Raw genomic sequence first — 26,979 nt, forward strand, 5'->3', positions numbered from 1 at the left:
AGAGAATCCGGGGCGATTCAAGACAAACGAACAACTGTCCCATCGCATCAGCCGTGGAGCGCTCGATCCGAAAGCCGTAGCTGTTTGGATCTCCGGTGGTTTCAGCGATAGGCGCCAGGGCTAGCAGGTATAGCGCCTGCATGGCTCTGTCAGTCATGGTTGGAATGCCCAGAGGGCGTTCCTTTCCATTCGACTTCGGGATAAACACACGCCGTAATGGCCGTGGTTTATACCCGTGGCGCTTCAACCCATTTGCCGCCTTCCATTTGGCATCGGGTGTATCCCAGAGCACGCGGTCGACTCCCGCCGTGCGCTTGCCCTGGTTTTCAGTGACTCTCCGTATGGCCAAATATCTGGCCGAACGAGAGCGGGTCAGCATCCGTTGCAGGGCTTTCACCCGGCGCCAATTGCCTTCCCGACAAGCCTTCGCAATCCGAATCTGCATCGCCCGTACGTTCTGCTGTACACGACACCAATCGATGTCATGCCAATGCTGCGGAACGCCAGAAGGCGCAGACCCGTCCAATTGGCTAGGTACTAACATGCTGCCTTCCTCTCAAGTTTCCCCGAGCAGAAGACGTACGCATCCCCTGACGGGAATGGACGCTCCCGTCAGGAGTGGATGAATAAGAAGCCCATTACAGCCGGACTTCGAAGATGATTGAGACAGGTTTACTCAGCGTTCATGCGATAAAAGACCACGCAGAAGTCTGCCCGGTTTCCCGTAGGGTAATGTTCCAACCCCTATCCGCGCGATTACAGCCCGGCGTTCGCTTTTTCTGCGATCCCATACCCGCACAGCCAACAGATCCCCTTACGGTTCACCTGCCCGAAGGCAGCCATACGGGCTTACCACGTTCCCTGCCTGTCACACGATTGGTTTAGGGTCTGCCTTTTCACCGGAGGCCTTGTAGCGACGTATTCCCACATCCCACAGGAATAACTGGCCCCATACCTTTTGGTCCATGCCTGACAGCAGTTTTGGCATGTTTATCATTACGGCGTTTATCAGCAGTTCACTTACGTTACCCATGCCAACCAGCCTAGCGTCTCGACCCGGTACTGCTCCGAGCGTCTGTGCTTTGCCTCACGGCAAAAGCACACCCAAATGGGGACTACATTGTCGGAAAAGCTTCACACCCCACCGTTACCAGTGACGCATGTTTTCCTAGGCTATCGTTGGTCGCACAACGAGTCCGCTGCTATCTCAAAGCAAGATAGTTGGACAATGACAGACAGAGTTTTCGCTCGTGTCTCCGGTTTGATGTGAGCAGTGGACTGCAAAGCAGCATGCTCAGAGAGTGTTTCCTCCTGTTTTAAGGCAGGAGGAATCCCTGCGGGGATTCTTCCCGCATGGGTAGGTCGTGAGACCTATGTGGATGCACTACCTGATTAGGAACATGGCAGAAATGATGACGATGGTTGACGCAAGCATCATCAAGCCGAAGTTCCAGGTCATTCTGTTCAGGGTATCTGAAATGAATTTCCGCATTTCTACCTGAACTGCAGATACACCTGCTTTTTGAGCCAGACGTTTATGCATAACAACCTCATCAGTAGTGAAGTGGGCACTCCCAGTCCGAAATTCGGACCATAGCCGCGCTTCTGAGTGCTAAGCGGCTTTGGGGTTCGCTATCGTCGCCGCAGCGACAACGAGTCCTTCTAAGCAATGGAACTCCTGGGCTGTTTTGTTTCCCGGATTGGCTACCGGGCTATCGGTTTCCTTGCGGAAAACCCTTGACGATGACGTCTCACCGCCAACCTGGAGACACGCTACGCGTGTCGCACAAGATGCTGGATAATAAAGCATGACCCGCTTGACGGCTAGCGCCGTCGGAGACCCTTGTAATGCCTGACCAAGATGTACGCTTGCAACACCTGAAAGTTTGGCTCGATGAACAGTTGGCGATTGTCTATGCAGCACAAGGCTGGGGTGAAGTGCCCCCGGCGACATTGACCGCGGCCAGCAGCGACGCGAGTTTCCGCCGTTATTTCCGTTGGCAGGGGGCAGGCCGCAGCTTCGTGGTCATGGATGCTCCGCCGCCCCAGGAAAACTGCAAACCCTTCGTGGATATCGCCCATTTGCTGGCGACTGCCGGCATCAACGTGCCAAAAATTTATGCACAGGACCTGCCTCGCGGCTTTTTACTGCTCAATGACTTAGGCACGCAGACCTACCTCGACGTCATCGACGAGCAGAATGCCGACGCACTTTTCAGCGATGCCTTGCAGGCCTTGCTGGCGTTCCAGCAGTTGCCGATGGAGGCCCCACTGCCCAGCTACGATGTCGCCTTGCTGCGCCGTGAGCTGGAGCTGTTTCCCGAGTGGTACATCGGGCGTGAACTGGGTGTCACGCTGAGCCCGCGGCAGCGCGAGCAGTGGCAAAGGGTCAGCGATCTGCTGATCGACAGCGCCCTGGCGCAGCCCAAGGTCCTGGTCCACCGCGACTATATGCCACGCAACTTGATGCTCAGCGAGCCGAATCCGGGGGTGCTGGACTTTCAGGACGCCGTCTACGGCCCGGTGACCTACGACGTGACCTGCCTGTTCAAGGATGCCTTCCTCAGTTGGCCACAGGAGCGGGTGCAGGGCTGGCTGAAGGACTACTGGAACCAGGCCCGGGCGCTGGGGATCCCGGTCCAGGAGGACTTCGAGGCGTTCCTTCGGGCCAGTGACCTGATGGGGGTGCAGCGCCACCTCAAGGTAATCGGCATCTTCTCGCGGATCTGCCATCGTGACGGCAAGCCGCGCTACCTGGCCGATGTCCCGCGCTTCTTCGCCTATATAGAAGCCGTTCTGGCCCGGCGTCCCGAGCTGGCGGAGCTTTCACAGTTGCTGCTCAGCCTGCGCCAGCCAGTGGGAGCCGATGCATGAAGGCAATGATTCTGGCGGCAGGCAAGGGGGAGCGCATGCGTCCCCTGACCCTGACCACCCCCAAGCCGTTGTTGCCGGTAGCCGGTGTGCCCTTGATCGAGTACCACCTGCGGGCCCTGGCGGCTGCGGGCTTTCGTGACATCGTCATCAACCATGCCTGGCTTGGCCAGCAGATCGAGGACGCCCTGGGTGACGGTCAGCGTTGGGGCTTGAACATTCAATACTCTGCGGAAAGCGAGCCACTGGAAACCGGTGGCGGCATTTTCCAGGCGTTGCCGTTGCTCGGCGATGCGCCGTTCCTGGTGGTCAATGGCGATATCTGGACCGATTACGACTTCGCCTCCCTGCGCCGTCCCTTGGCCGGGCTGGCTCACCTGGTAATGGTGGATAACCCTCCGCACCACCCTTGCGGCGGTGACTTCCACCTGGAGCAGGGGGTGCTGCACGACCGCCGTCCGGGGACACCGGCACTGACCTACAGCGGCATTTCAGTGCTGCATCCTCGCTTGTTCCAGCACTGTGCCGCAGGCCCGTTCAAGCTGGCTCCGCTGTTGCGCGAAGCAATGGCTAAGGGCCAGGTCACGGGCGAACATATGCAGGGGCAGTGGGTCGACGTCGGTACTGTCGAGCGCCTGGCGCAGGTGGAACACTTGCTGCAAGCGAGTCGCTGATATGTGGTGGCCAGGGACTCTGATCGGAGCCGGAGCGGGCTTTGCCATTGCCAGCATTCCGGGGGCCATGCTCGGTGCATTGTTGGGACAGGCGCTGGACCGGCGCCTGCAACTGCACAGCTGGGCACATTTGCGGGAGCGCCTGGGCGGGCGCCCGGCGTTGCGCAACGATGAACTGCTGTTCGTCCTGTTGGGGCGATTGGCGAAAAGCGATGGCCGGGTGGTGGATGGTCATATCCAGCAAGCGCGCCAGGAAATGCGTTCGCTGGACATGAGCGATGCGGCGCAGCGCCGGGCGATTGCCGCTTTCAATCGGGGCAAGTCCGGTAATGACCGTTTGCGGGGCTATCTGCGTCGCCTGGCTGCCCAGCCGCACGCGGCCGAAGGCGTGCTGCGCGCCTGTTGGCGGATGGTCTGGGCCGATGGTCGGGTCGGGCCGGCCGAGCGCGAGTTGATCCAGCTCTGGGGCAAGTGGCTGGGCTGGACGGTGGAGCAGATCCAGGCGTTGGCCCAGGAGTACGGCCCGGCCAGAAAGAGCCTGGTCGAAGGGCCCATTACCTACCAGGAGGCGCTACGTCTGCTGGGGGTGGCGGCCACCAGTGAGCCGGCGCAGATCAAGCGGGCCTATCGGCGGCTGCTCAGTCGTCATCACCCTGACAAGGTCGCGGGTACCGGTGCCAGTGCGGCCCAGGTGCGTGAGGCCACGGAGAAGACCCGAGAACTGCACAGTGCCTATGCACTGATACGCCAGCGTCGGGACTTTCGCTGAGGGCTGGGGCCGGGTTGGCCGCCGTCGCCTTCGGGCGGGCGGCGGCCAGAGGCTTCAGCTGTCGGTGTTCTGCGGGGCGAGCCAGCCACGGATTCGCCGGAACAGTTGCTCCTGCTGCGCAGCAGGGTTGCCGGGCAAGGCCTTGAGAGGAATCTGGCTGAAGTTCGAGTGCTTCAGGCGCTTGCTGGCTTGCAGTCGTTCCAGGGCGGCTTTTTGTGCCGCGGCCTTGTCGACATAGAAAAAATCGGCGGTCGCCAGCTTCAAGGTCGGCGTCAGGTCCGCCAGCCGGGGCTTGCCGTTGAGCGGCGCTTGGGCGGCCACCATCACCAGTTTCTGTACTTGCGAGGGCTGCTTCTCGCTCAGGTAGCGGGCGGCCCAGTAGGCCCCAGTGCCATGCCCCAGGAGCACGATGCTGCGGGCATTCTGTTGCTCAGCGAAGGCCAGGGCCGCGTCGATCCGGGTGAAGATGCGCTCGGCGTCCGCCTTGACTTGTTCTTCCGTGCTTTCTGCCACTGCTCGGTCCGCAACATCGGCTTCGCCGCCAGCAACCTGTTCGATGGGCTTGGCTTCGGCACTGGCGTCCTTGGCAGTGTTGCTGGTGTCGACGGGAGGCGGTGCGGCTTCGACAATCCGTGGCTGCGCCGCGTCGCTGCGCATGTCCGGAAGCGTCAGGCTCAGGCTGCCCCAGTCGGTGTCCGGCAGCTTGTTGCGCAAAGGGGCGATGGCTTGCGGCCAGTCAGCCGTTTCGCCGGCCCCGGGGATGATAATCACCACACCCTTGGGCTCGCTGGTATTGGCCGGTTTCCACAGGGCCAGGAAGGTATCGCCGCCTGCCTGCAACTGCTGTTGCTCCTGGGCGGGCAACTGGCGTTCGAGTGCGGCGGCGTCTTCCTGGCTGCGCTCAGGCAGGGGTTGGCGCTGGGCCGGTTGTTCCTCAGGGCTTTTGGTTTCCGCGGCCGGATCGGCGGCCTCTGCAGAAAAGACCCAAGGCAGGATCAGCGACAGGCACAATGCGGGCAGTGCCGAGCGGTGGACAAGGGGCATCGGATATTCCAGGCCAGAAGTAATTCCGGCAGCCTAATGGGTTGGTCAGTATTTGTCAGGGTGTGAGACTTCAGATGATGCGTTTTCGCTGCCTTCTGCTTATCGGCTGCCTGTGCCTTCCCTTGATAGGAGGTGCGGCCCCGGCGCCCCACGGCGCCACCGCGGCCTTGAGCCTTGAGCAGCGCCAATGGCTGGAGCAGCATCCCGAGCTGCGGGTGGGGTTGGTGTTGCAAGCCCCCTTCGCTCAATACGACCGGCGCCTGCAGCGCCTCTCCGGAGCCAACGTCGAGTTGATGCAGGCTTTGGCCAAGGCCCTGAGTATCGAACTCAGCTGGCGCAATTTTCCCGATCAGGCGCAGTTGGAAAGGGCCTTGCGCGACGGAGAAGTGGACATGGCCCCGGGCCTGACCCAGACCCCGGCCGGCCTGCGCCTATGGTTGTTCAGCGACCCCTACATGCGAGTGCCGCAATTGGTGGTGGGAGAGCGCAAGGGGGCGGGGGCCGTGGAGCTGGAGAAACTCGACAGTCAGGCCCGGGTCGCGGTGCGCATGCCCAGCGCCGTGGCCGACTACCTGCGCGTAACCTACCCCAACCTGAACCTGCAAGGCGTTCCCCTGGAGCGCCAGGCCTTGCAGTTGCTGTTGAGCCAGCAGGCCCGTTATGCCGTGGTGGATGAGGCGCAGCTCAGCCGGCTGTCCGCTGAGGCCGAGTTCAGCGGCCTGGCGGTGGTCGGGGATATTGGTCTGCCGCAGCTGTTGCGGGTGGCGACCCGCCGGGACTGGCCGGAGCTGGCCAGTATCGTCGAAAGGGCCCTGCACGCAATTCCGGCCAAGGAGCTGGAGCAGCTTCACAACCGCTGGTTGCAACCCAAGTACCCGCGGCTCAGCGAGTCGCCCGGGGTCTGGCAGAACATCAGCCTGCTGCTGGCAATCCTGTTGCTGGCCAGCCTGGCGCTGGTGTTTTGGTCGCGTCGTCAGCAGCGTGGCCTGGAGCTGCGCTTGCTGGCCGCGCGGGAAGACATTGCCCTGCGTGCCGCCAGTGAGGAAGCGCTGCGCCTGACCCAGTTCTCCATCGATCAGAGCACCGTGGGCATTCTCTGGGTCAACTGGGACAGTCATGTGCGCTATGCCAACCGGGCCGCCGAAGACATGCTCGGCTATCCGCCGGGTGGGGTGATCGACCGTCCGCTGATCGATTTCGAGCCCAACCTGCACATGGACCGTTGGCTCAACCTGTGGAAGCGCGCCCGGGCCAGCGAGGAGGGCGCGCAAAGTTTCGAGACCCAGTGCGTACGAGCGGATGGCAGCATCCTGCCGGCGGATGTGTCCCTGAGTTTCCTGCGGTTTCGCGACAGTGAGTACTTGGTGGTCTATCTCAACGATGTCACCGAACGACGTCGGGCCCTGGCGGCGCTGCGCGAGAGCGAGGCGCGCTTACAGGGTATTGCGGCCAACGTCCCGGGGCTGGTGTTCCGCCTGGAGCGGGCCCCGGTCACCGGGCAGATCGACTTTGCCTACATCAGCGAGGGCAGTGAATCCCTGGTGGGCTACTCGCCGACGGTGCTGAGCCATCGCGACAAAGGCCTGCGCAGCCTGGTGCACCCGGATGACAAGGCCAGCTATCACCAGACCCAGGACCAGGCCCTGGACACCGACAGCGACTGGTCCTGGCAGGGGCGCATCCTGACCCGCCAGGGCCAGCAGCGCTGGGCCGAGATCAAGGCCATCACCCGGCGCCTGGATGACGGTGCATTCGTCTGGGACGGTATCGTCTGGGACATCAGCGAAAGCAAGCGCATCGAACTGGAACTGGCCAGTTCTCGTGAGCAGTTGCGCGAGTTGTCGGCGCATCTGGAAAGCGTGCGTGAAGAGGAAAAGGCCCGCATTGCCCGGGAAGTCCATGACGAGCTGGGGCAGATGCTGACCGTACTCAAGCTGGAAACGTCCATGTGCGAGCTGGCCTATGCCCAGCTCGACCCAGGCCTGCATGAGCGCCTGAACAGCATGAAGCGCCTGATCGCCCAGCTGTTTCAATTGGTACGGGACGTGGCCACGGCCTTGCGCCCGCCAATCCTTGACGCCGGCATTGCCTCGGCCATCGAATGGCAGGCCCGGCGTTTCGAGGCACGTACGCAGATTCCTTGCCTGGTCCAGGTGCCGGACAACCTGCCGCGCCTGAGCGATGCCAAGGCCATCGGCCTGTTTCGTATCCTTCAGGAAGCCCTGACCAATGTCATGCGCCATGCCCAGGCGCATACTGTGGAACTGAGCCTGACCCTGGAAGCGGGCGAGTTGTGCATGAGCATCAGCGATGATGGCCTGGGGTTCGACACCGCTGCGGCACGTCCGACTTCCTTTGGCCTGGTAGGCATGCGCGAGCGGGTACTGATCATGGGGGGCAGCCTGTCGCTGCACAGTGAGTCGGGCGAGGGCACCACCCTGAGCGTCCGGGTGCCCCTGGACCAACAACAATAATGAGGAGGCATGTGTGATCCGTGTACTGGTAGCCGAAGACCACACCATTGTCCGCGAAGGCATCAAGCAACTGATCGGCCTGGCCAAGGACCTGAGGGTGGTTGGCGAGGCGAGCAATGGCGAGCAGTTGCTGGACACCCTGCGCCAGGTGCCCTGCGAAGTGGTGCTGCTGGACATCTCGATGCCCGGGGTGAACGGCCTGGAGGCCATTCCGCGGATACGCGCACTGCACAATCCTCCGGCGATCCTGGTGCTGTCAATGCATGACGAGGCGCAGATGGCTGCCCGAGCGCTGAAGATCGGCGCCGCCGGCTATGCCACCAAGGACAGCGACCCTGCGCTGTTGCTGACGGCGATTCGCAAGGTCGCATCCGGTGGTCGCTACATCGACCCGGACCTGGCTGACCGCATGGTCTTCGAGGTCGGTCTGACTGATGCCCGGCCCTTGCACTCGCTGCTTTCCGAACGTGAGTTCTCGGTGTTCGAACGCCTGGCCCAAGGGGCCAATGTCAACGACATTGCCCAGCAACTGGCCCTGAGCAGCAAGACCATCAGCACCCACAAGGCGCGGCTGATGCAGAAGCTCAACATCACCTCCCTGGCCGAACTGGTGAAGTACGCCATGGAGCACAAGCTGCTTTGAGTGGGGGCGCGCGTAGGCTCTGAAGGCCGTCATTCTGTTGGCTGGATGGTGACTGTTTTTGCGCCGCTTTGCGGCCCAGCGGGAGCAAGCGCCCTCGCTACATTGGCTACGCCCCGGTTTCGGTGGCTCTTGTCAGGGCGTTGGCCGCTGCATATCCATTTACGACATCGCCACTTCCCGATCTTTGCCTGTTTTTGCGGCTTACAGCTCCAGGCTTGCCGCCGCTCTTGCCTGTTCCCGCCATCCTTGTAGGGCAATCCCTACACGTAACCTTCCAGACGGCTGAGGCGATTCTCTCCTACCCCCCGATTTTCGGGGGCTGCGGCCTCCACTAGGCTTGTTCCACAGCCGTCTAAAACAAAAGGTGTGGGTATGAGCGAGGTCGATTCAAGCGCTGGGGGCAATGAGATTCTGGTCAGCTTTCGTGGTGTGCAGAAGAGCTACGACGGCGAGAACCTGATCGTCAAAGACCTCAACCTGGAAATTCGCAAAGGCGAGTTCCTCACCCTGCTGGGGCCGTCCGGTTCAGGCAAGACCACCAGCCTGATGATGCTGGCCGGTTTCGAAACCCCGACTGCCGGTGAGATCCAGCTGGCCGGCCGCTCCATCAACAATGTGCCTCCGCACAAGCGCGACATCGGCATGGTGTTCCAGAACTACGCCCTGTTCCCGCACATGACCGTGGCCGAGAACCTGGGGTTTCCGCTGTCGGTGCGCGGCCTCAGCAAGACCGACATCAGCGAACGGGTCAAGCGGGTGCTGAGCATGGTCCAGCTGGACGCCTTCGCCCAGCGCTACCCGGCCCAGCTGTCCGGCGGCCAGCAGCAGCGGGTGGCCCTGGCCCGGGCCCTGGTGTTCGAGCCACAGCTGGTGCTGATGGACGAGCCCCTCGGCGCCCTCGACAAGCAACTGCGCGAACACATGCAGATGGAGATCAAGCACCTGCACCAGCGCCTGGGCGTGACTGTGGTCTACGTGACCCACGACCAGGGCGAAGCCTTGACCATGTCCGACCGGGTGGCGGTGTTCCACCAGGGCGAGATCCAGCAGATCGCTCCGCCGCGCACCCTCTACGAAGAACCGAAGAACACCTTCGTCGCCAACTTCATCGGTGAGAACAACCGCCTCAACGGTCGCCTGCATAGCCACAACGGTGAGCGTTGCGTGGTGGAGCTTGGCCGTGGCGAGAAAGTTGAAGCGCTGGCGGTGAATGTCGGCCAGATCGGCGAGCCGGTGACCCTGTCCATTCGTCCGGAACGGGTGAGTCTCAATGGCTCCAGCGAAAGTTGCGCCAATCGCTTCTCCGGCCGGGTCGCGGAATTCATCTATCTGGGCGATCACGTCCGGGTGCGCCTGGAGGTCTGTGGCAAGGGCGACTTTTTCGTGAAACAGCCGATTGCCGAGCTCGATCCGGCGCTGGCGGTGGGCGACGTGGTTCCGCTTGGCTGGCAAGTCGAGCACGTTCGCGCGCTCGACCCGCTTTTAGAGGCGAATTGATCGCCCCCCTGCAACACCAACCTGCACGTGGAGAACACAATAAATGTTGAGATCCCTGAAATTCACCGCCCCCCTCAGCACCCTTGCTGTGGCACTGGGCATGCTGGGTGCGGCGCACGCGATGGCGGCGGGGCCGGACCTGACCGTGGTGTCCTTTGGCGGGGCGAACAAGGCGGCCCAGGTCAAGGCCTTCTATGCCCCTTGGGAAGCGGCGGGCAAGGGCAAGATCATCGCCGGCGAATACAACGGCGAGATGGCCAAGATCAAGGCCATGGTCGACACCAAGAGCGTGTCCTGGGACCTGGTAGAAGTGGAGTCTCCGGAGCTGTCCCGCGGTTGTGACGAAGACATGTTCGAGCAGCTGGACCCGGCGCTGTTCGGCAATAACGAGGATTACGTCAAGGGCGCGATCCAGCCATGCGGCGTGGGCTTCTTCGTCTGGTCCACAGTGCTGGCCTACAACGCTGACAAACTCAAAGCGCCACCTGGCAGCTGGGCCGATTTCTGGGACACCAAGCAGTTCCCGGGCAAGCGCGGCCTGCGCAAGGGCGCCAAGTACACCCTGGAATTCGCCCTGATGGCCGATGGCGTCGCGCCCAAGGACGTGTACAAGGTGCTGGCCGGCAAGGACGGCCAGGATCGCGCCTTCAAGAAACTCGATGAACTCAAGCCCTACATTCAGTGGTGGGAAGCCGGCGCCCAGCCGCCGCAGTACCTGGCTTCCGGCGACGTGGTCATGAGCTCGGCCTACAACGGCCGGATCGCTGCGGTGCAGAAGGAAAGCAACCTGAAAGTGGTATGGAACGGCGGTATCTACGACTTCGACGCCTGGGCCATTCCCAAGGGCCTGGACAAGACCCGTGCCGAAGCGGCGAAAAAATTCATCGCCTATTCGGTGCAACCGCAGCAGCAGAAGACCTATTCGGAAAACATTGCCTACGGCCCAGCCAATACCCAGGCCGTGCCGCTGCTGGCCAAGGACATTCTCAAGGACATGCCGACCACCCCGGAGAACATCGCCAACCAGGTGCAGATCGACGTCAGTTTCTGGGCTGACAACGGCGAGCAACTGGAACAGCGCTTCAACGCCTGGGCAGCCAAGTAACCACCTTCTGTTGTAGGAGCGGGCTCGCCCGCGAAGGCGTCATCAGCTGCACCATCGGTGCCGGCTGATGCGCCTGGCTCGCGGCCACGCCCGCTCCTGCCGCCGGTGGTTTGTATTCGAAAGATCGATTCGCGGAGTTTGTCATGTCCCTCACCGTTCCCCTGAACGCGGTCGCCGGTCCGACCCTGAAGCAGCGGCTGGCCCGTGCCGAGCGGGTCAACCGCTGGAAGGCCCAGGCGCTGATCGCGCCCCTGGTGCTGTTTCTGCTGCTGGTGTTCCTGGTACCGATCGTGGCGCTGTTGTACAAGAGCGTCGGCAACCCGGAAGTGGTCGGCGGCATGCCGCGTACCGTGGTGGCGGTGAGTGCCTGGGACGGGCGTGGCCTGCCCGCCGAAGAGGCCTACAAAGCCTTGAGCGAAGACCTGGCGGATGCCCGCAAGAATCAGACCCTGGGCGACCTGTCCAAACGCCTGAACATGGAGTTGGCCGGCTACCGCAGCCTGCTGACCAAGACCGCTCGCGCCCTGCCGTTCAAGGCCGAGCCCGAATCCTATAAAGAAGCCATGGAAAGCCTGGATGAGCGCTGGGGCGACCCGGCCTACTGGCAGGCGATCCGCCGCAACACCAGCAGCCTGACCCCGTACTACCTGCTGGCGGCGGTGGACCATCGCATCGACGACCTGGGTGAACTGGCCCCGGCCACCCCGGACCAGTCCATCTACCTGGACATCTTCGCCCGCACCTTCTGGATGGGCCTGGTGATCACCGCCATCTGCCTGGCCCTGGCCTATCCCCTGGCGTACCTGCTGGCCAACCTGCCGGCGCGCAAGAGCAACCTGCTGATGATCCTGGTGCTGCTGCCGTTCTGGACCTCGATCCTGGTGCGGGTAGCGGCCTGGATCGTGCTCCTGCAGTCCGGCGGCCTGATCAATGGCGCGCTGCTGGCCATGGGGGTGATCGACAAGCCCCTGGAACTGGTGTTCAACCGCACCGGGGTCTACATCTCCATGGTGCACATCCTGCTGCCGTTCATGATCCTGCCGATCTACAGCGTGATGAAAGGCATCTCGCCGACCTACATGCGTGCAGCGATTTCCCTGGGCTGTCATCCGTTCGCCAGCTTCTGGCGGGTGTACTTCCCGCAGACCTATGCCGGCGTTGGCGCCGGGTGCCTGCTGGTGTTCATCCTGGCGATTGGTTACTACATCACCCCGGCGCTGCTGGGCAGCCCGAACGACCAGATGGTCAGCTACTTCGTCGCCTTCTACACCAACACCAGTATCAACTGGGGCATGGCCACGGCCCTGGGCGGCCTGCTGTTGCTGGCGACCATCGTGCTCTATCTGATTTACAGCTGGCTGGTGGGCGCCAGTCGCCTGCGCCTGAGCTAAGGAGAAAATCGAAATGCTGAGCCCCTACATGTCGCCCGTCGAGCGGGTCTGGTTCTACAGCTTGCGGATTCTCTGCGGCCTGATCCTGTTGTTCCTGGTATTGCCGGTGCTGGTGATCATCCCGCTGTCGTTCAACTCGGGGAGCTTCCTGGTGTACCCGCTGCAGGGCTTCTCGCTGCACTGGTACCAGGACTTCTTCGCCTCCGCCGAATGGATGCGCGCGCTGAAGAACAGCATCATTGTTGCTCCGGCTGCGACCTTGCTGGCGATGGTCTTCGGCACCCTGGCGGCCATTGGCCTGACCCGCGGCGATTTTCCCGGCAAGGCGCTGGTCATGGCCCTGGTGATTTCGCCCATGGTGGTGCCAGTGGTGATCATCGGCGTTGCCAGCTACCTGTTCTTCGCGCCGCTGGGCATGGGCAACAGCTTCTTCTCGCTGATCATCGTGCACGCGGTGCTGGGGGTGCCCTTTGTGATCATCACTGTGTCGGCGACCCTGCAGGGGTTCAATCACAACCTGGTACGCGCGGCTGCCAGCCTGGGAGCTTCGCCGCTGACGACGTTCCGCCGGGTGACCTTGCCGCTGATCGCCCCCGGGGTCATCAGTGGCGCGCTGTTCGCCTTCGCCACCTCGTTCGATGAGGTGGTGGTGACCCTGTTCCTCGCAGGTCCTGAGCAAGCCACCCTGCCGCGGCAGATGTTCAGCGGGATTCGCGAGAACCTCAGCCCCACCATTGCGGCCGCGGCCACGCTGCTGATCGCTTTCTCGGTGGTCCTGCTGCTGACCCTGGAATGGCTGCGCGGGCGCAGTGAGAAGCTGCGTACCGCTCAGGTCTGAGTCACCGAGCCCTGAACCCTTTGCAGCCATTGCCGCCGAACACGGCCGTGGCTGCGGCATGGGGGGGCTGTGCATTCGTCTGCTGAATAGGCGACAACCGATAATCCCCAGCTACTCTTGTGCCAGCTCTCACCTTCTATATAAGAGGCTGCGCACATGAGTATTTCCTCTTTCAAGATCGCCCACAAATTGCTCACTGGCAGCACTGCCATCGAGCAGTTGGCTGGCGAACTGACCCGCCTGGATGTCGATAACCCTTTGATTGTCACTGATGCCGCCCTGGTCCGCTCGGGTACGGTAGAGCTGGCCCTGGCGCACCTCGGGGAGCGCAGTTACGAGATCTTCGACCGGGTACAACCCGATCCGGAAATTGCCATCGTCGAAGACTGCATGCAGGTTTATCGCGAGGGCGGCCATGATGGCCTGATCGGCCTGGGGGGTGGCAGCGCCATCGACATCGCCAAGAGTGTCGCCGCCTACGCCGGCTACCATGGCGCCCTGGAGGACCTGTTCGGTGTCGACCAGGTGCCGCGCAAGGGGCCGCCGCTGATCGCCATCCCCACCACCGCCGGTACCGGGTCTGAGGTGACCAATGTGGCGATTCTCTCGGACAAGTCCGCGCAGCTGAAAAAGGGCATTGTCAGTGACTACCTGTTGCCGGACGTGGCGCTGGTCAGCCCGCAGATGACCCTGACCTGTCCGCGCAGCGTGACCGCCGCCAGTGGCGTCGATGCCCTGGTGCATGCCATCGAGTCCTATCTGTCGCTCAATGCCTCTTCGATCACCGATTCCCTGGCCATTGGTGCCATCAAGCTGATCGTCAAGGCCTTGCCCAAGGCCTTTGCCAACCCAAACAACCTGCAAGCCCGGGAGGACATGGCCACCGCGAGCCTGATGGCCGGCATGGCGTTCGGCAACGCCGGGGTAGGGGCGGTGCATGCCCTGGCCTATCCGCTGGGCGGGCGCTTTCATGTGTCTCACGGGGTCAGCAATGCCTTGTTGCTGCCCTATGTCATGACCTGGAACAAGATGGCCTGCGTCGAGCGCATGCAGGATATTGCCGAAGCCATGGGCCTGCAGACGGCGCACTTGAGTGCCAGCGAGGCGGCTGACCGGGCCGTGGAGGCCATGGCCGCGTTATGCGCTGCCGTGGAGATTCCCAGCGGCTTGCGCAGTTTTGGCGTGCCCGAGGACGCGATCCCGGCGATGGCCCAGGAAGCGGCGGGAATCGAACGGCTGATGCGCAACAATCCACGCCGGCTGAGTCCCGCCGATATCGAGAAGATCTATCGCGCGGCCTACTGAACATCGTGGTTACGGTGTGCGCTCCAAAGCATGAGGTATACAATGCGCGCCATCGTGATTCTGCTCAAAAAAGGTGCGTCATGCAGCCCTTCGCTATTGCTCCGTCGATTCTCTCCGCCGACTTCGCCCGTCTGGGCGAGGAAGTGGACAACGTCCTGGCCGCCGGCGCCGACATCGTCCACTTCGATGTCATGGACAACCACTATGTGCCGAACCTGACCATTGGCCCGATGGTTTGTGCCGCCCTGCGCAAGTACGGGATCACTGCGCCGATCGACGCGCACCTGATGGTGACCCCGGTGGATCGCATCATCGGCGACTTTATCGAGGCCGGCGCTACCTACATCACTTTCCATCCGGAAGCCACGCTGCATGTCGACCGCTCCCTGCAGATGATCCGTGAGGGTGGCTGCAAGGCCGGCCTGGTGTTCAACCCGGCGACGCCGCTGGACGTGCTCAAGTACGTGATGGACAAGGTCGACATGGTCCTGCTGATGAGCGTCAACCCGGGTTTCGGCGGGCAGAAATTCATCCCTGGCACCCTGGACAAGCTGCGCGAGGCGCGGGCGCTGATCGACGCTTCTGGGCGGGATATCCGTCTGGAGATCGACGGTGGCGTCAACGTCAACAACATCCGTGAAATCGCAGCGGCGGGTGCTGATACCTTCGTCGCCGGCTCGGCGATCTTCAATGCACCGAACTACCAGGAAGTGATCGAGAAGATGCGCGCCGAACTGGCGCTGGCGCGATCATGAGTGCTTTTGAGCAGCTGTTCCCGGGGCGCATGCCGCGCCTGGTGATGTTCGACCTGGACGGTACCCTGGTGGACTCGGTTCCCGACCTGGCCGCCGCCGTGGATCACATGCTGCTCAAAATGGGGCGTGCACCTGCCGGGCTTGAGGCGGTGCGCGAGTGGGTTGGCAACGGCGCGCCGATGCTGGTGCGCCGGGCCCTGGCCAACAGCCTGGAGGCCGAAGGCGTCGACGACGGCGAGGCCGAGCACGCCCTGGAGCTGTTCAACGCCGCCTACGAGGACAGCCATGAGCTGACCGTGGTCTATCCCGGTGTGCGCGAGACCCTCAAGTGGCTGTACAAGCAGGGCGTGGAAATGGCCCTGATCACCAACAAGCCCGAGCGCTTCGTCGCGCCCTTGCTGGATCAGATGAAGATCGGCCGGTATTTCCGCTGGATCATTGGTGGCGACACCCTGCCACAGAAGAAACCCGATCCGGCGGCGCTGTTCTTCGTGATGAAGATGGCCAGCGTGCCGGCGTCGCAGTCGTTGTTCGTCGGCGACTCGCGCAGTGACGTGCTGGCGGCCAAGGCAGCTGGGGTCAAGTGCGTGGCCCTGAGCTATGGCTATAACCATGGCCGGCCGATTGCCGAGGAATCTCCGGCCATGGTCATCGACAATCTGCGGGCGCTGATCCCCGGTTGCTTAGATCCGGCCGCTGAGATAACGTTGCCCGACGCTGTTCCATCCCCTTCTGGAAACTCCATCGTGGTGGTCACTCGCAAACTCTGGATGAAAGTCATCAAGGCCCTGGCCCGTTGGCGTTGGCGCGCCTGATTTTTGTCTGGCCGGCCCTGCCGGCACGTTTGCATACCTGACTGTTAGACCCTCAAGCCACGAGGCACACCATGATTCGCGAAGAATTCCTGCGTTTGGCCGCAGCCGGTTACAACCGTATCCCGCTGGCCTTCGAAACCCTAGCCGACTTCGATACCCCCCTGTCGATCTACCTGAAACTGGCCGATCAGCCCAACTCCTACCTGCTGGAGTCGGTGCAAGGCGGTGAGAAATGGGGACGCTATTCGATCATTGGCCTGCCATGCCGCACCGTCCTGCGCGTGCATGGGCATCAGGTCAGCGTGACCCACGACGGTATCGAGATCGAAAGCCATGAAGTGGCCGATCCTTTGGCCTTCGTCGAGGAATTCAAGGCTCGCTACAACGTACCGACCATTGCCGGCCTGCCGCGTTTCAATGGCGGCCTGGTGGGTTACTTCGGTTATGACTGCGTGCGTTATGTCGAGCCGCGCCTGGGCCCTTGCCCGAATCCGGACCCGATCGGCGTTCCGGATATCCTGCTGATGGTGTCCGACGCGGTGGTGGTGTTCGACAACCTGGCGGGCAAGATGCACGCGATCGTGCTGGCCGACCCAGCCCAGGACAACGCCTTCGAAACCGGACAGGCGCGCCTGCAGGCACTGCTGGAGCAATTGCGCCAGCCGATCACTCCGCGTCCGGGGCTGGATCTGGGCCGTCCGCCGGCGGCTGATCCCGTGTTCCGTTCCAGTTTCACCCAGGGTGACTACGAGCGGGCGGTGGACACCATCAAGGAGTACATCCTGGCCGGGGACTGCATGCAGGTGGTGCCGTCCCAGCGTATGTCGATCGATTTCAAGGCCGCGCCAATCGATCTGTACCGGGCGCTGCGCTGTTTCAACCCGACTCCCTACATGTACTTCTTCAACTTTGGCGACTTCCATGTAGTGGGTAGTTCGCCGGAAGTGCTGGTACGGGTCGAGGACAACCTTATTACCGTGCGCCCGATTGCCGGGACCCGTCCGCGGGGGGCCACCGAAGAGGCCGACCTGGCCCTGGAAGAGGACCTGCTGTCGGATGCCAAGGAGATCGCCGAGCACTTGATGCTGATCGACCTGGGGCGCAACGATACCGGCCGTGTCTCTGAGATTGGCTCGGTGAAGCTCACCGAGAAGATGGTCATCGAACGTTACTCCAACGTGATGCACATCGTGTCCAACGTCACCGGCCAATTGAAAGCCGGCCTGACAGCGATGGACGCATTGCGGGCGATCCTGCCTGCGGGCACCTTGTCCGGCGCGCCGAAGATCCGTGCCATGGAAATCATCGACGAGCTGGAGCCGGTCAAGCGTGGCGTCTACGGCGGGGCGGTGGGCTACTTTGCCTGGAATGGCAACATGGACACTGCCATCGCGATTCGCACGGCGGTGATCAAGAATGGCGAGCTGCATGTACAGGCCGGTGGCGGCATCGTTGCCGACTCGGTGCCGGTCCTGGAGTGGGAGGAAACGCTGAACAAGCGTCGTGCAATGTTCCGTGCCGTGGCACTGGCTGAACAATCCCCCGCATCCAAGGTTTGAGGAGTTTCCACTATGTTGCTGATGATCGATAACTACGACTCCTTCACCTATAACGTCGTGCAGTACTTGGGTGAGCTGGGGGCCGAAGTAAAAGTCGTGCGCAATGACGAATTGACCGTGGCCCAGATCGAAGCGCTCAAGCCTGAGCGTATTGTGGTCTCGCCCGGTCCCTGCACGCCGACCGAGGCGGGCATCTCCATTGAGGCGATCAAGCACTTCGCCGGCAAGCTGCCGATTCTCGGCGTGTGCCTGGGGCACCAGTCCATCGGCCAGGCCTTTGGCGGCCAGGTGGTGCGTGCCCGACAAGTGATGCATGGCAAGACCAGCCCGGTGTTTCACCGCGACCTGGGCGTCTTCAGCGGCTTGAACATGCCGCTGACCGTGACCCGTTACCATTCGCTGGTGGTCAAGCGCGAAACGCTGCCCGAATGCCTTGAAGCCACCGCGTGGACCCAGCTGGAAGACGGCTCCGTCGACGAGATCATGGGGCTGCGCCACAAGACTTTGAACATCGAAGGGGTGCAATTCCACCCCGAGTCTATCCTCACCGAGCAGGGCCACGAGCTGTTCGCTAACTTCCTCAAACAGAGCGGCGGCACGCGCTAAGGACTTTTCATGGATATCAAGACTGCCCTGAGCCGTATTGTCGGCCATCTGGACCTGAGCACCGATGAGATGCGCGCGGTGATGCGCGAGATCATGACCGGTCAATGCACTGATGCGCAGATCGGCGCGTTCATGATGGCCATGCGCATGAAGAGTGAAAGCATCGACGAAATCGTCGGCGCGGTATCGGCCATGCGTGAACTGGCGGACAAGGTCGAGCTGAAAACCCTCGACGGTGTGGTGGATGTGGTGGGCACCGGCGGTGATGGGGCGAACATCTTCAACGTCTCCACCGCGTCGTCCTTTGTGGTTGCCGCGGCAGGTTGCACCGTTGCCAAGCACGGTAACCGAGCCGTGTCCGGCAAGAGCGGCAGCGCCGATCTGCTGGAAGCGGCGGGTATCTACCTGAACCTGACGCCGGTCCAGGTAGCACGTTGCATCGACAACGTCGGCATCGGCTTCATGTTTGCCCAGTCCCATCACGGCGCCATGAAGTACGCCGCAGGCCCACGTCGGGACCTCGGCCTGCGCACCCTGTTCAACATGCTCGGCCCGCTTACGAATCCGGCCGGCGTGAAACATCAGGTGGTGGGTGTGTTCACACAGGCGCTGTGCCGGCCCTTGGCCGAGGTTTTGCAGCGTCTGGGCAGCAAGCACGTGTTGGTGGTGCATTCCCAGGATGGCCTGGATGAGTTCAGCCTGGCGGCACCGACCTTTGTCGCTGAATTGAAGAACGACCAGATTACCGAATACTGGGTACAACCCGAGGACCTAGGCATGAAGAGCCAGAGCCTGTTTGGCCTGGTGGTGGAGAGCCCGGCAGCTTCCCTGGAGCTGATCCGTGACGCCCTGGGTCGGCGCAAGACCGAGCACGGGCAAAAGGCTGCTGAAATGATTGTGCTCAATGCCGGTGCAGCGCTGTATGCCGCGGATCATGCCAGCAGCCTGAAAGAAGGTGTGGCCCTGGCCCACGATGCCTTGCACACGGGCCTGGCCCGGGAGAAGCTTGAGGAGCTGGGGGCCTTTACCGCGGTGTTCAAGCAGGAGAATGAAGGATGAGCGTGCCGACAGTTCTGGAAAAGATCCTCGTACGTAAAGGCGAGGAAGTGGCCGAGCGCAGTGCTCGCGTCAGCCTGGCCGAGCTGGAAGGCCTGGCACGGGCGGCCGACGCTCCCCGTGGTTTTGCCCGGGCCCTGCTGGAACAGGCCAAGCTCAAGCAGCCGGCAGTGATCGCCGAGATCAAGAAGGCTTCGCCGAGCAAGGGCGTGATCCGCGAGCATTTCGTCCCGGCGGAAATCGCCAGGAGCTATGAGAAGGGAGGCGCTACCTGCCTGTCAGTGCTTACCGACATCGATTACTTCCAGGGCGCCGATGCCTACCTGCAGCAGGCCCGTGCGGCCTGCAAACTGCCGGTGATCCGCAAGGACTTCATGATCGATCCGTACCAGATCGTCGAGGCGCGGGCCTTGGGTGCTGACTGTGTACTGCTGATTGTCGCTGCGCTGGATGATGTGCGGATGGCGGAGCTGGCAGCGGTGGCCAAGGGCGTGGGCCTGGATGTATTGGTCGAGGTGCACGACGGCGACGAGCTGGAGCGAGCGTTGAAAACCCTCGATACACCGCTGGTGGGGGTCAATAACCGCAACCTGCACACTTTCGAGGTCGACCTTGAAACCACCCTCGACCTGTTGCCGCGTATTCCTCGCGACCGCTTGGTCATTACCGAGAGCGGCATTCTCAACCGTGCCGATGTCGAGCTGATGGAAATCAGCGATGTGTATTCGTTCCTGGTGGGCGAGGCGTTCATGCGCGCCGAGAGTCCAGGCAGCGAATTGCAGCGCCTATTCTTTCCGGAGCGCGGCCTGCCGGTCAGCGGCTCGACCTTGGATTGACTCCGAGACGATGAACAAGCCGGCGCTGCCGGCTTTTTCATGCCTGCGGCAAGGTTTTCCGTCATCTGCAGCAGGGCAGGCCGTTTGGCTTGCCAGATGAATTCCGAGCAGTTCTGCTCGTCCCGATATGGCAACAGCCCCGAGGATTTCCATTTCCATGACCCAGCCTCTTGCCTTGACTGTCGAAGCGGGCCTGCAAGCCGAACAGGATTTGCTGGCCCAAGTGTGCACTGCAGACCAGGCGTTCGGCCTGTTGTTCTGGCAGCCCAGCGATCGGGCACTGGTGATGCCGCGACGCTTGAGCCGGTTGCCCGGGTTCGAGCAGGCATGCGCCGAGTCGGCGGCCAACGGCTGGCCGGTGCTGCTGCGGGAAACTGGCGGCGAGCCGGTACCGCAATCGGCGGCCACGGTGAACATCGCGCTGGTCTATGCGCCCCCGCGCAGCGAAGGTGATCAGGGGCGGATCGAAACGGCTTACCGGCGCTTGTGCCAGCCGATCTGCGATCTGCTCAGTGAGCTGGGAGGCAATCCATCATTGGGGGAGGTGGAAGGTGCCTTCTGCGACGGTCGCTACAACGTCAATCTTGACGGTCGCAAGCTGGTTGGCACGGCTCAGCGCTGGCGCCAGAGCAAGGGTGGGCAGCGGCCGGTCGGCCTGGTTCACGGTGCACTGCTGCTGGATAACGAGCGCGAATTCATGGTGGATGCAGTCAACACCTTCAATCGGGCCTGCGGCCTGGAGCAGCGTTGCCGGGCTGACAGTCACATTGCCTTGCATGAGGCCTTCGCCGCCCCCGATGCGATGGCTCGATTGGACAGCCTGTATCGGCAGATGCTCAAGGGGTTTCTGCCGGCTTAGCGGGTACCGAAGACCACCATGGTCTTGCCTTTGACATGAACCAGGTTGCGCTCTTCGAGATCCTTGAGAACGCGGCCGACCATTTCTCGTGAGCAGCCGACGATCCGACCGATTTCCTGGCGGGTGATCTTGATCTGCATGCCGTCCGGGTGAGTCATGGCATCCGGTTGCTTGCACAACTCCAGCAGGCAGCGGGCCACCCGTCCGGTCACGTCGAAGAACGCCAGGTCGCCGACCTTGCGCGTGGTATTGCGCAGACGCTGGGCAATCTGCCCGCTGAGCACATAGAGAATGTCCGGGTCGTTCTGCGACAGCTCGCGGAACTTGGCGTAGCTGATCTCAGCGACTTCGCACTCCACCTTGGTTCTTACCCAGGCGCTGCGCTGCTGTTCGTGCCCGGCCTCTTCGAACAGGCCCAGCTCGCCGAAAAAGTCCCCGGCATTGAGGTAGGCAATGATCATCTCCCGGCCATCATCGTCTTCGATAAGGATGGTCACCGAGCCCTTGATGATGAAGTACAGGCTGTCGGACACGTCGCCAGCGCAGATGATGTTGCTCTTGGCCTGATAGCGGCGGCGCTGACAATGCATCAGCAACTTGTCGAGATTCTTGATCTTGGGGGTGGGGGCAATAGCAACCATGGTTGTATCCCGAAAAGACTGCACGGTATGGGGTAATTTTTTTATAGGGCTAACATGAGGGCGATAAACGCTGGCGATGCGCCATTCATTTGGCGTCAGCTTAACAGACACATCCTCAGTGAATTTAAGATTTTTCTTATCTTGGTCCGGTAAAGAGGGGGCGCAAGGTCAAAGCGCTGTCGACAGAAGTGCCTGTGCTAAGCTGGCGACCCTTTTTTATCAGTGGAGTCTTGGCGATGAAGGCACGCATCCAATGGGCTGGTGAAGCCATGTTCCTCGGTGAGTCGGGCAGTGGCCATGTTGTGGTGATGGATGGTCCACCAGAAGCCGGTGGCCGAAACCTGGGTGTTCGCCCCATGGAGATGCTTTTGCTCGGCGTGGGTGGTTGCAGCAACTTCGATGTGGTCAGCATCCTGAAGAAGTCGCGCCAGGCGGTCGAGAGCTGCGAGGCCTTCCTCGATGCCGAGCGTGCCACCGAGGATCCCAAGGTCTTCACCAAGATACACATGCACTTCGTGGTCAAGGGCCGGGGCCTGAAGGAAGCCCAGGTCAAGCGGGCCATCGAACTGTCCGCCGAGAAGTACTGCTCGGCGTCGATCATGCTCGGTGCCGCCGGAGTGGTCATTACTCACGATTACGAGATTGTCGAACTGGGCTGAACTACCAGCGCTTTCACCGACAAAGGAAAAGGGCGCCTCGATGGCGCCCTTTTTCATATTCGGTGCTGGAGATTCAGATCCGGTAAGTGCTTTTGGTCATGACCTTGGCCAGCAGGCTCATGCCGAACTTCACCGGGGCGGGGAAGCGGAAGCCACCGGCTTCGAGGGCAGTTTCGGCGTGGTGTTCTTCGTCGATGCGCATCTGTTCGAGAATGGCGCGGGACTTTTCGTCTTCCGCCGGCAGTTGCTCCAGATGTTCGTTCAGGTGCTTGCACACTTGATCTTCAGTGGCAGCCACGAAGCCCAGGCTGACTTTGTCGCTGATCAGGCCGGCAGCGGCGCCGATACCGAAGGACAGGCCGTAGAACAACGGATTGAGCACACTGGGATGGCTGCCCAACTGGCGGATGCGTTGTTCGCACCAGGCCAGGTGGTCGATTTCTTCCTCGGCGGCATGCTCCATGGCCTTGCGCACCTGAGGCAGCTTGGCGGTCAGGGCCTGGCCCTGGTACAGCGCCTGGGCACAGACTTCCCCGGTATGGTTGATGCGCATGAGCCCGGCGACGTGCCGGGTGTCCTCGTCACTCATCTGCGCTTCCGGCTGCACGATGGCGGGCGAGGGGCGATAAGGTTGGCCGCTGAAAGGCAGCAGCGTGCGCATGGCCATATCGGCCTGCAGCAGCAGACGGTCGATCGGCGAGTAGTGACGTTGGGTAGTCATGCTTATCTCCGGGAAGAATCACGGCGGCCAGTTTACTCCAATCATTGGAGTGAAACCTGCGCTGGATCAGCGCACCCTCGCCTGGGGCATGGCGAGAGGGCGCTGCAGAAGGGGGCTTGGGTCAATCAGCCCGGAGGCCAGTTCATCTGGCGCTGACCCAGTACGTGCATGTGGATGTGGTAGACGGTCTGTCCGCCCAGCTCATTGCAATTCATCACCACTCGGAACCCGTCCTCGCAGCCTTGCTCCTTGGCCAGGCGCTGGGCGGTGAACAGGATGTGTCCGGCCAGGGCCTTGTCGTCCTCGGTGAGATCGTTGAGGGTGCGGATGGGCTTTTTCGGAATCACCAGGAAATGCACCGGTGCTTGCGGGGCAATATCATGGAAGGCCAGAACCTGGTCATCCTCGTAGATGATCTTTGCAGGTATTTCTCTGTTGATGATCTTGGTGAACAGAGTATCCACAGCTGTTTCTCCATTGGTTGGTCCGGGCTGAGTGTACTCAGGCTCACGATGTGCGCCCAGCCCCGACCGGGTGCTTAACGAGGGCAATAAGCCCGATTGACGTAACCGACGATCTTGCGAGTCAGCCAGCGCGAACCCAGGCGGCTGCTGAAGGCCATCCAGCGGTTAAGGCGGCCGGGAATGATGATCGCGCGGTTCTTTTCCAAGGCGCGGACTGCGTAGAGTGCGACTTCCTCGGGGCTCATCAGCAGTGTGCTGTCGTTGAGCTTCTCGGTGTCCATCTGTGCGGTGCGAAAGAACGCAGTGCGGGTTGGGCCTGGGCAGAGTACCGAGACCTTGACCGCGCATTTCTTCAGCTCTTCACGCAATCCTTCGGAAAAGTGCAGGACATAGGCCTTGCTGGCGTAGTAGGTGCTCATCCAGGGGCCGGGATAGAAGGCGGCCACCGAGGCGACATTGAGAATCTGCCCGCCGCCCAGCAGTGCCATGCTGTTGCCCAGGGCGTGGCACAAGCGGGTCAGGGCGAGGATGTTGACTTCGATCAGGTCCTGCTCGGTCATCCAGTCCTGGGCCAGGAACGGTCCACTGGTACCAATGCCGGCGCAGTTGACCAGCAGGTCGATCTGCCGGTCACCTTCCTCCAGTTCCAGCAGGAAGCCGGACAGGCGCAGGGGCTCACCCAGGTCGCAGGCGCGAAACAACACTTCGACGCCGAAACGCTGGGTCAGCTCCAGGGCGATGGCTTCCAACTGATCACGCTGACGGGCCACGAGAATCAGGTTGCGGCCGCGCCGGGCCAGCGCTTCGGCCAGGGCCAGGCCTATGCCGCTGGAAGCACCGGTGATCAGGGCGTAACGGGTCATGCACTTCTCCATCGCAACGGCCGGTTGCCTGCGACAGGGAGAGTCGCAGGCGCGGACGCGTTTATTCTTGCTCGGATTCTACAGAGGGCGCGGCGCTATCGGCCGGTTCGGCGTCTTCATCCACGCTGGTGGAGTCGATGGTTTCGCTGTAGCTGGCCTCGCTGTAGCGATCTTCCAGGGAGCTCAGGCCGCCGGCCACAACGCCGACGATCAGCAGGACGATCAGCACCACCCACATCCATGACAGAACCTTGACCGCCGTGGTGTTGGGCGGAGGCGGCGCGCCATAGCGGTTGGCCACGTTGCTGCCTGGGCTGACCATCAATACCAGCGGGAAGATGCTGCCGACGATCGGTACGAAGTTCAGCAACCACAGCCAGCCCGACCAGCCCAGGTCGTGCAGGCGCTGTACGCTGATCTGGATGCTGACGACGATGGAGCCGATAAACAGGATGGCGCCGACGAAAATGCCCAGTCCCATGAGCAGACCGGAGTTGGTTATCGCGCTGAACAGGATGCCGACGAAGGCGCCGACACCGAGCAAGGCAATGATGATCACGGTCAGGACCAGGGTCCAGGCCAGGTAGCGCAGGCGACCAATCCGGCCCTGAAAACTGAAGGGGTTCAGTGTCGCGTACTGGGGAATGGCTTCGCCGACGGTGGCTTGAGGTGGCGCGTAGGGCGAATTGCTGGTGTTGGCCGGGCGTGGAGGCGGGGCGGCTGTTACCGAATCCAGGCTCAGGTCCAGGGACTGCTCGGCTTGGATCCTGGCGTCGATGCCTGCCTTCTTCAAGGCTTCGAGATAGCGGTCGGCGTCGGCCTGGGTCAGGTCGCGCTTGAGCTCCACCCATTGTCCTGTGAACAGGCGTTCCACCGCCGTGGTGTCGCTTTTGAACAGTTCGGCCAGGTTCAGTTGGGCGGTGGACTTTTCGACTCCGGGCAGCAGCGTGCCGTCGAACACAATCTTGTAGCGGGTCTCGCTCATGGGGGCATCCCTGTCACTTGAAAAGAAGGTTTACACAAAAGATGCGTAGTTTAAGGCCAGCGCCCCCTCACTGGCCAAGAAACAATGAGAACGGCTTAGCGTGGCCAGTGTTTGCTCAATCGGGCCGAAGATTCCTGGGCCGCGCGATATTCGTTGTCCAGGCGGGCGATCAGTTGATCAATGTTCGGCAAGTCGTCGATTTCACCGACTCCCTGGCCTGCTGACCACACGGTTTTCCAGGCTTTGGCTTCATCGCTGATGGGCTTGAGCTTGGCGCCGAAATTGACTTCACCCTTGCCTTGCAGGGCGGCCAGGTCGAAGCCGGCATTCTCCAGGCTCTGGCGCATGAAGCTGGCGGGAACCCCAGAGACCGCGGCGGTGTGGACGATGTCTGCGGCGCGAGAGTTCAGCAGCATGTCCTTGTAGGCTTGCGGGGCATGGCTTTCGGTTGTGCCGATAAAGCGGGTGCCCAGGTACGCCAGGTCAGCGCCAAGCAGTTGCGCGGCAAGAATCTCGTGGCCGCGGTTCAGGCAGCCGGCCAGCAGCAAGGTCTTGTCGAAGAACTGGCGGATTTCGGCGACCAGGGAGAATGGGCTCCAGGTCCCGGCGTGTCCTCCTGCGCCGGCGGCAACGGCAATCAGCCCATCGACACCTGCTTGTGCCGCCTTCTCCGCATGACGGCGGGTGGTCACGTCGTGAAAGACCAGGCCTCCGTAGCTGTGCACGGCATCCACTACCTCTTTGACCGCCCCGAGGCTGGTGATGATGATTGGTACTTTGTGCTCGATGCAAATCTCCAGGTCGGCCTGAAGGCGCGGGTTGCTGTTGTGCACGATCAGGTTCACGGCGTAGGGGGCAGGGTTCTCCAGCTTGGCCAGCCCCGCCTCGATCTCCTCGAGCCAGGCCTTGAAGCCACTGCTTTCGCGCTGGTTGAGTGCCGGAAAGCTGCCCACCACGCCATTGCGGCAGCAAGCCAGGACCAGTTCAGGGTTGGAGATCAGGAACATCGGAGCGGCTACCACTGGCAGGCGCAGGCGTTGTTCGAGCAGAGCGGGCAGTGACATTGGAGTACCCCCAGGGGATGCGACTAGTAAGAGTTAGAACGGCCGTACAACGACCAAAATTACAATAGCCAGCAATATCAGAACCGGTACTTCATTGAACCAGCGATAAAAGACATGGCTGCGGGTGTTTTCGCCACGGGCAAAGCGTTTCACCTGGGCGCCGCACATATGGTGATAGCCGATCAGGATCACCACCAGGGTCAGCTTGGCATGCATCCAGCCACCCTGGCCGAAGTAGGCGCTGGGGTTGAGGCTGATCAGCCAGATGCCGAAGATCAGCGTTGCGATCATCGCCGGCCCCATGATGAAGCGGTACAGCTTGCGCTCCATCAGGCAGAAGCGTTCACGACTGATGCTGTCTTCGCTTTGGGCGTGATAGACGAACAGCCGCGGCAGGTAGAAGAGGCCGGCAAACCAGCAGACCACGCTGACGATATGAAAGGCTTTGAGCCATAGATAGAGCATTTTTAGTTATTCCCAGGTTC

The 26,979-nt window shown here is 61.8% G+C and carries 28 protein-coding genes; 18 read left to right on the plus strand and 10 right to left on the minus strand.

Going from position 1 to position 26,979, the window contains the following annotated elements; translation table 11 throughout:
* Positions 1-544 (minus strand): reverse transcriptase N-terminal domain-containing protein (locus U873_RS34655; protein WP_177330343.1); only part of this gene is annotated, 544 nt, incomplete at its 3' end.
* Between the two features lie 840 nt (positions 545-1,384).
* A complete protein-coding gene (locus U873_RS36840; protein WP_157838143.1) occupies positions 1,385-1,543 on the minus strand; it encodes a hypothetical protein in 159 nt (52 codons plus the stop codon).
* A gap of 305 nt (positions 1,544-1,848) precedes the next feature.
* Between U873_RS36840 and U873_RS0133595 the strand changes: the two genes are divergently transcribed.
* From U873_RS0133595 to U873_RS0133605, 3 genes are read left to right on the plus strand one after another with little or no spacing between them, the layout of a single operon-like run.
* The gene (locus U873_RS0133595) at positions 1,849-2,874 is read left to right on the plus strand and encodes an aminoglycoside phosphotransferase family protein (RefSeq protein WP_025132406.1); all 1,026 of its coding nucleotides are present in this window, start codon (positions 1,849-1,851) and stop codon (positions 2,872-2,874) included.
* Positions 2,871-3,545 carry an N-acetylmuramate alpha-1-phosphate uridylyltransferase MurU gene (gene murU / locus U873_RS0133600; RefSeq protein ID WP_025132407.1) on the plus strand — a complete coding sequence of 225 codons (675 nt, stop codon included), beginning with the start codon at positions 2,871-2,873 and terminating at the stop codon, positions 3,543-3,545. Before U873_RS0133595 ends, murU begins: the two co-directional genes overlap by 4 nt.
* Before the next feature lies 1 nt (position 3,546).
* Positions 3,547-4,314: a TerB family tellurite resistance protein gene (locus tag U873_RS0133605; RefSeq protein WP_025132408.1), complete on the plus strand. Its 768-nt coding sequence runs from the start codon at positions 3,547-3,549 to the stop codon at positions 4,312-4,314.
* 54 nt (positions 4,315-4,368) lie between these two features.
* On the opposite strand, the gene U873_RS0133610 is transcribed toward U873_RS0133605, so the two are convergent.
* On the minus strand, positions 4,369-5,358 hold the full coding sequence (locus U873_RS0133610; RefSeq protein WP_025132409.1) for an alpha/beta hydrolase family protein: 990 nt from the start codon (positions 5,356-5,358) through the stop codon (positions 4,369-4,371).
* Positions 5,359-5,432: 74 nt separating this feature from the next.
* Between U873_RS0133610 and U873_RS0133615 the strand changes: the two genes are divergently transcribed.
* From U873_RS0133615 to U873_RS0133680, 14 genes are all read left to right on the plus strand, one after another.
* Positions 5,433-7,832, plus strand: coding sequence for a PAS domain S-box protein (locus U873_RS0133615; protein ID WP_025132410.1), 2,400 nt, complete (start codon positions 5,433-5,435; stop codon positions 7,830-7,832).
* Between the two features lie 13 nt (positions 7,833-7,845).
* On the plus strand, positions 7,846-8,475 hold the full coding sequence (locus U873_RS0133620) for a response regulator transcription factor (RefSeq protein ID WP_025132411.1): 630 nt from the start codon (positions 7,846-7,848) through the stop codon (positions 8,473-8,475).
* 372 nt (positions 8,476-8,847) lie between these two features.
* Positions 8,848-9,972 (plus strand): ABC transporter ATP-binding protein, encoded by a 1,125-nt coding sequence (locus U873_RS0133625; RefSeq protein WP_025132412.1) that lies wholly within the window; start codon positions 8,848-8,850, stop codon positions 9,970-9,972.
* A gap of 43 nt (positions 9,973-10,015) precedes the next feature.
* Positions 10,016-11,077 carry an ABC transporter substrate-binding protein gene (locus tag U873_RS0133630; RefSeq protein ID WP_025132413.1) on the plus strand — a complete coding sequence of 354 codons (1,062 nt, stop codon included), beginning with the start codon at positions 10,016-10,018 and terminating at the stop codon, positions 11,075-11,077.
* Between the two features lie 143 nt (positions 11,078-11,220).
* The gene (locus tag U873_RS0133635; protein WP_025132414.1) at positions 11,221-12,468 is read left to right on the plus strand and encodes an ABC transporter permease; all 1,248 of its coding nucleotides are present in this window, start codon (positions 11,221-11,223) and stop codon (positions 12,466-12,468) included.
* 13 nt (positions 12,469-12,481) lie between these two features.
* Entirely contained in the window at positions 12,482-13,306 is an 825-nt protein-coding gene (locus tag U873_RS0133640) for an ABC transporter permease (protein WP_025132415.1), read from the plus strand.
* Positions 13,307-13,462: 156 nt separating this feature from the next.
* Complete coding sequence (locus U873_RS0133645; RefSeq protein ID WP_025132416.1) at positions 13,463-14,611, plus strand: iron-containing alcohol dehydrogenase; 1,149 nt, start codon at positions 13,463-13,465, stop codon at positions 14,609-14,611.
* Between the two features lie 80 nt (positions 14,612-14,691).
* On the plus strand, positions 14,692-15,366 hold the full coding sequence (gene rpe, locus U873_RS0133650; RefSeq protein WP_025132417.1) for a ribulose-phosphate 3-epimerase: 675 nt from the start codon (positions 14,692-14,694) through the stop codon (positions 15,364-15,366).
* Complete coding sequence (locus tag U873_RS0133655) at positions 15,363-16,181, plus strand: phosphoglycolate phosphatase (RefSeq protein WP_025132418.1); 819 nt, start codon at positions 15,363-15,365, stop codon at positions 16,179-16,181. Before rpe ends, U873_RS0133655 begins: the two co-directional genes overlap by 4 nt.
* A 71-nt stretch (positions 16,182-16,252) precedes the next feature.
* On the plus strand, positions 16,253-17,740 hold the full coding sequence (gene trpE, locus U873_RS0133660) for an anthranilate synthase component I (RefSeq protein ID WP_025132419.1): 1,488 nt from the start codon (positions 16,253-16,255) through the stop codon (positions 17,738-17,740).
* Positions 17,741-17,752: 12 nt separating this feature from the next.
* Positions 17,753-18,346, plus strand: coding sequence for an aminodeoxychorismate/anthranilate synthase component II (locus tag U873_RS0133665; RefSeq protein ID WP_025132420.1), 594 nt, complete (start codon positions 17,753-17,755; stop codon positions 18,344-18,346).
* A gap of 9 nt (positions 18,347-18,355) precedes the next feature.
* Positions 18,356-19,405: an anthranilate phosphoribosyltransferase gene (gene trpD / locus U873_RS0133670; protein ID WP_025132421.1), complete on the plus strand. Its 1,050-nt coding sequence runs from the start codon at positions 18,356-18,358 to the stop codon at positions 19,403-19,405.
* A complete protein-coding gene (trpC, locus tag U873_RS0133675; RefSeq protein ID WP_025132422.1) occupies positions 19,402-20,238 on the plus strand; it encodes an indole-3-glycerol phosphate synthase TrpC in 837 nt (278 codons plus the stop codon). Before trpD ends, trpC begins: the two co-directional genes overlap by 4 nt.
* A gap of 157 nt (positions 20,239-20,395) precedes the next feature.
* On the plus strand, positions 20,396-21,097 hold the full coding sequence (locus tag U873_RS0133680) for a lipoate--protein ligase family protein (protein WP_025132423.1): 702 nt from the start codon (positions 20,396-20,398) through the stop codon (positions 21,095-21,097).
* Here the strand turns inward: U873_RS0133680 and crp are convergent.
* The gene (crp, locus tag U873_RS0133685; protein WP_025132424.1) at positions 21,094-21,738 is read right to left on the minus strand and encodes a cAMP-activated global transcriptional regulator CRP; all 645 of its coding nucleotides are present in this window, start codon (positions 21,736-21,738) and stop codon (positions 21,094-21,096) included. The two genes, U873_RS0133680 and crp, sit on opposite strands and share 4 nt — an antisense overlap.
* 236 nt (positions 21,739-21,974) lie before the next feature.
* On the opposite strand from crp, the gene U873_RS0133690 reads away from it, so the two are divergent.
* A complete protein-coding gene (locus U873_RS0133690) occupies positions 21,975-22,397 on the plus strand; it encodes an OsmC family protein (RefSeq protein WP_025132425.1) in 423 nt (140 codons plus the stop codon).
* Positions 22,398-22,470: 73 nt separating this feature from the next.
* On the opposite strand, the gene coq7 is transcribed toward U873_RS0133690, so the two are convergent.
* The 6 genes from coq7 to hemJ all read right to left on the minus strand — a co-directional run bounded on the left by coq7 (position 22,471) and on the right by hemJ (position 26,959).
* The gene (coq7, locus tag U873_RS0133695) at positions 22,471-23,118 is read right to left on the minus strand and encodes a 2-polyprenyl-3-methyl-6-methoxy-1,4-benzoquinone monooxygenase (RefSeq protein ID WP_025132426.1); all 648 of its coding nucleotides are present in this window, start codon (positions 23,116-23,118) and stop codon (positions 22,471-22,473) included.
* Positions 23,119-23,243: 125 nt separating this feature from the next.
* On the minus strand, positions 23,244-23,582 hold the full coding sequence (locus U873_RS0133700; protein ID WP_016963742.1) for a histidine triad nucleotide-binding protein: 339 nt from the start codon (positions 23,580-23,582) through the stop codon (positions 23,244-23,246).
* A gap of 74 nt (positions 23,583-23,656) precedes the next feature.
* Positions 23,657-24,445 carry an SDR family oxidoreductase gene (locus U873_RS0133705; RefSeq protein WP_025132427.1) on the minus strand — a complete coding sequence of 263 codons (789 nt, stop codon included), beginning with the start codon at positions 24,443-24,445 and terminating at the stop codon, positions 23,657-23,659.
* Between the two features lie 61 nt (positions 24,446-24,506).
* Entirely contained in the window at positions 24,507-25,430 is a 924-nt protein-coding gene (locus U873_RS0133710) for a DUF805 domain-containing protein (protein ID WP_025132428.1), read from the minus strand.
* A gap of 95 nt (positions 25,431-25,525) precedes the next feature.
* On the minus strand, positions 25,526-26,494 hold the full coding sequence (locus U873_RS0133715; RefSeq protein WP_025132429.1) for a nitronate monooxygenase family protein: 969 nt from the start codon (positions 26,492-26,494) through the stop codon (positions 25,526-25,528).
* A 33-nt stretch (positions 26,495-26,527) separates the two neighbouring features.
* The gene (hemJ, locus tag U873_RS0133720) at positions 26,528-26,959 is read right to left on the minus strand and encodes a protoporphyrinogen oxidase HemJ (RefSeq protein WP_025132430.1); all 432 of its coding nucleotides are present in this window, start codon (positions 26,957-26,959) and stop codon (positions 26,528-26,530) included.
* Positions 26,960-26,979 lie beyond the last annotated feature (20 nt).

The sequence above is a fragment of the Pseudomonas sp. PH1b genome, assembly GCF_000633395.1.
Taxonomy (GTDB): Bacteria; Pseudomonadota; Gammaproteobacteria; order Pseudomonadales; family Pseudomonadaceae; genus Aquipseudomonas.

What these genes read in the sequence shown, in the direction of transcription:
- U873_RS0133640 (WP_025132415.1), top strand. Translation starts at nt 12,482, where the DNA reads ATGCTGAGCCCCTACATGTCGCCCGTCGAGCGGGTCTGGTTCTACAGC.
- trpC (WP_025132422.1), top strand. Translation starts at nt 19,402, where the DNA reads ATGAGCGTGCCGACAGTTCTGGAAAAGATCCTCGTACGTAAAGGCGAG.
- U873_RS0133610 (WP_025132409.1), bottom strand. Translation starts at nt 5,358, where the DNA reads ATGCCCCTTGTCCACCGCTCGGCACTGCCCGCATTGTGCCTGTCGCTG.
- U873_RS0133705 (WP_025132427.1), bottom strand. Translation starts at nt 24,445, where the DNA reads ATGACCCGTTACGCCCTGATCACCGGTGCTTCCAGCGGCATAGGCCTG.
- murU (WP_025132407.1), top strand. Translation starts at nt 2,871, where the DNA reads ATGAAGGCAATGATTCTGGCGGCAGGCAAGGGGGAGCGCATGCGTCCC.
- U873_RS36840 (WP_157838143.1), bottom strand. Translation starts at nt 1,543, where the DNA reads ATGCATAAACGTCTGGCTCAAAAAGCAGGTGTATCTGCAGTTCAGGTA.
- hemJ (WP_025132430.1), bottom strand. Translation starts at nt 26,959, where the DNA reads ATGCTCTATCTATGGCTCAAAGCCTTTCATATCGTCAGCGTGGTCTGC.
- U873_RS0133715 (WP_025132429.1), bottom strand. Translation starts at nt 26,494, where the DNA reads ATGTCACTGCCCGCTCTGCTCGAACAACGCCTGCGCCTGCCAGTGGTA.
- U873_RS0133615 (WP_025132410.1), top strand. Translation starts at nt 5,433, where the DNA reads ATGATGCGTTTTCGCTGCCTTCTGCTTATCGGCTGCCTGTGCCTTCCC.
- U873_RS0133690 (WP_025132425.1), top strand. Translation starts at nt 21,975, where the DNA reads ATGAAGGCACGCATCCAATGGGCTGGTGAAGCCATGTTCCTCGGTGAG.
- coq7 (WP_025132426.1), bottom strand. Translation starts at nt 23,118, where the DNA reads ATGACTACCCAACGTCACTACTCGCCGATCGACCGTCTGCTGCTGCAG.
- U873_RS0133625 (WP_025132412.1), top strand. Translation starts at nt 8,848, where the DNA reads ATGAGCGAGGTCGATTCAAGCGCTGGGGGCAATGAGATTCTGGTCAGC.
- U873_RS0133710 (WP_025132428.1), bottom strand. Translation starts at nt 25,430, where the DNA reads ATGAGCGAGACCCGCTACAAGATTGTGTTCGACGGCACGCTGCTGCCC.
- U873_RS0133655 (WP_025132418.1), top strand. Translation starts at nt 15,363, where the DNA reads ATGAGTGCTTTTGAGCAGCTGTTCCCGGGGCGCATGCCGCGCCTGGTG.
- U873_RS0133605 (WP_025132408.1), top strand. Translation starts at nt 3,547, where the DNA reads ATGTGGTGGCCAGGGACTCTGATCGGAGCCGGAGCGGGCTTTGCCATT.
- trpE (WP_025132419.1), top strand. Translation starts at nt 16,253, where the DNA reads ATGATTCGCGAAGAATTCCTGCGTTTGGCCGCAGCCGGTTACAACCGT.
- U873_RS0133635 (WP_025132414.1), top strand. Translation starts at nt 11,221, where the DNA reads ATGTCCCTCACCGTTCCCCTGAACGCGGTCGCCGGTCCGACCCTGAAG.
- U873_RS0133665 (WP_025132420.1), top strand. Translation starts at nt 17,753, where the DNA reads ATGTTGCTGATGATCGATAACTACGACTCCTTCACCTATAACGTCGTG.
- U873_RS0133680 (WP_025132423.1), top strand. Translation starts at nt 20,396, where the DNA reads ATGACCCAGCCTCTTGCCTTGACTGTCGAAGCGGGCCTGCAAGCCGAA.
- crp (WP_025132424.1), bottom strand. Translation starts at nt 21,738, where the DNA reads ATGGTTGCTATTGCCCCCACCCCCAAGATCAAGAATCTCGACAAGTTG.
- U873_RS0133645 (WP_025132416.1), top strand. Translation starts at nt 13,463, where the DNA reads ATGAGTATTTCCTCTTTCAAGATCGCCCACAAATTGCTCACTGGCAGC.
- trpD (WP_025132421.1), top strand. Translation starts at nt 18,356, where the DNA reads ATGGATATCAAGACTGCCCTGAGCCGTATTGTCGGCCATCTGGACCTG.
- rpe (WP_025132417.1), top strand. Translation starts at nt 14,692, where the DNA reads ATGCAGCCCTTCGCTATTGCTCCGTCGATTCTCTCCGCCGACTTCGCC.
- U873_RS0133630 (WP_025132413.1), top strand. Translation starts at nt 10,016, where the DNA reads ATGTTGAGATCCCTGAAATTCACCGCCCCCCTCAGCACCCTTGCTGTG.
- U873_RS0133595 (WP_025132406.1), top strand. Translation starts at nt 1,849, where the DNA reads ATGCCTGACCAAGATGTACGCTTGCAACACCTGAAAGTTTGGCTCGAT.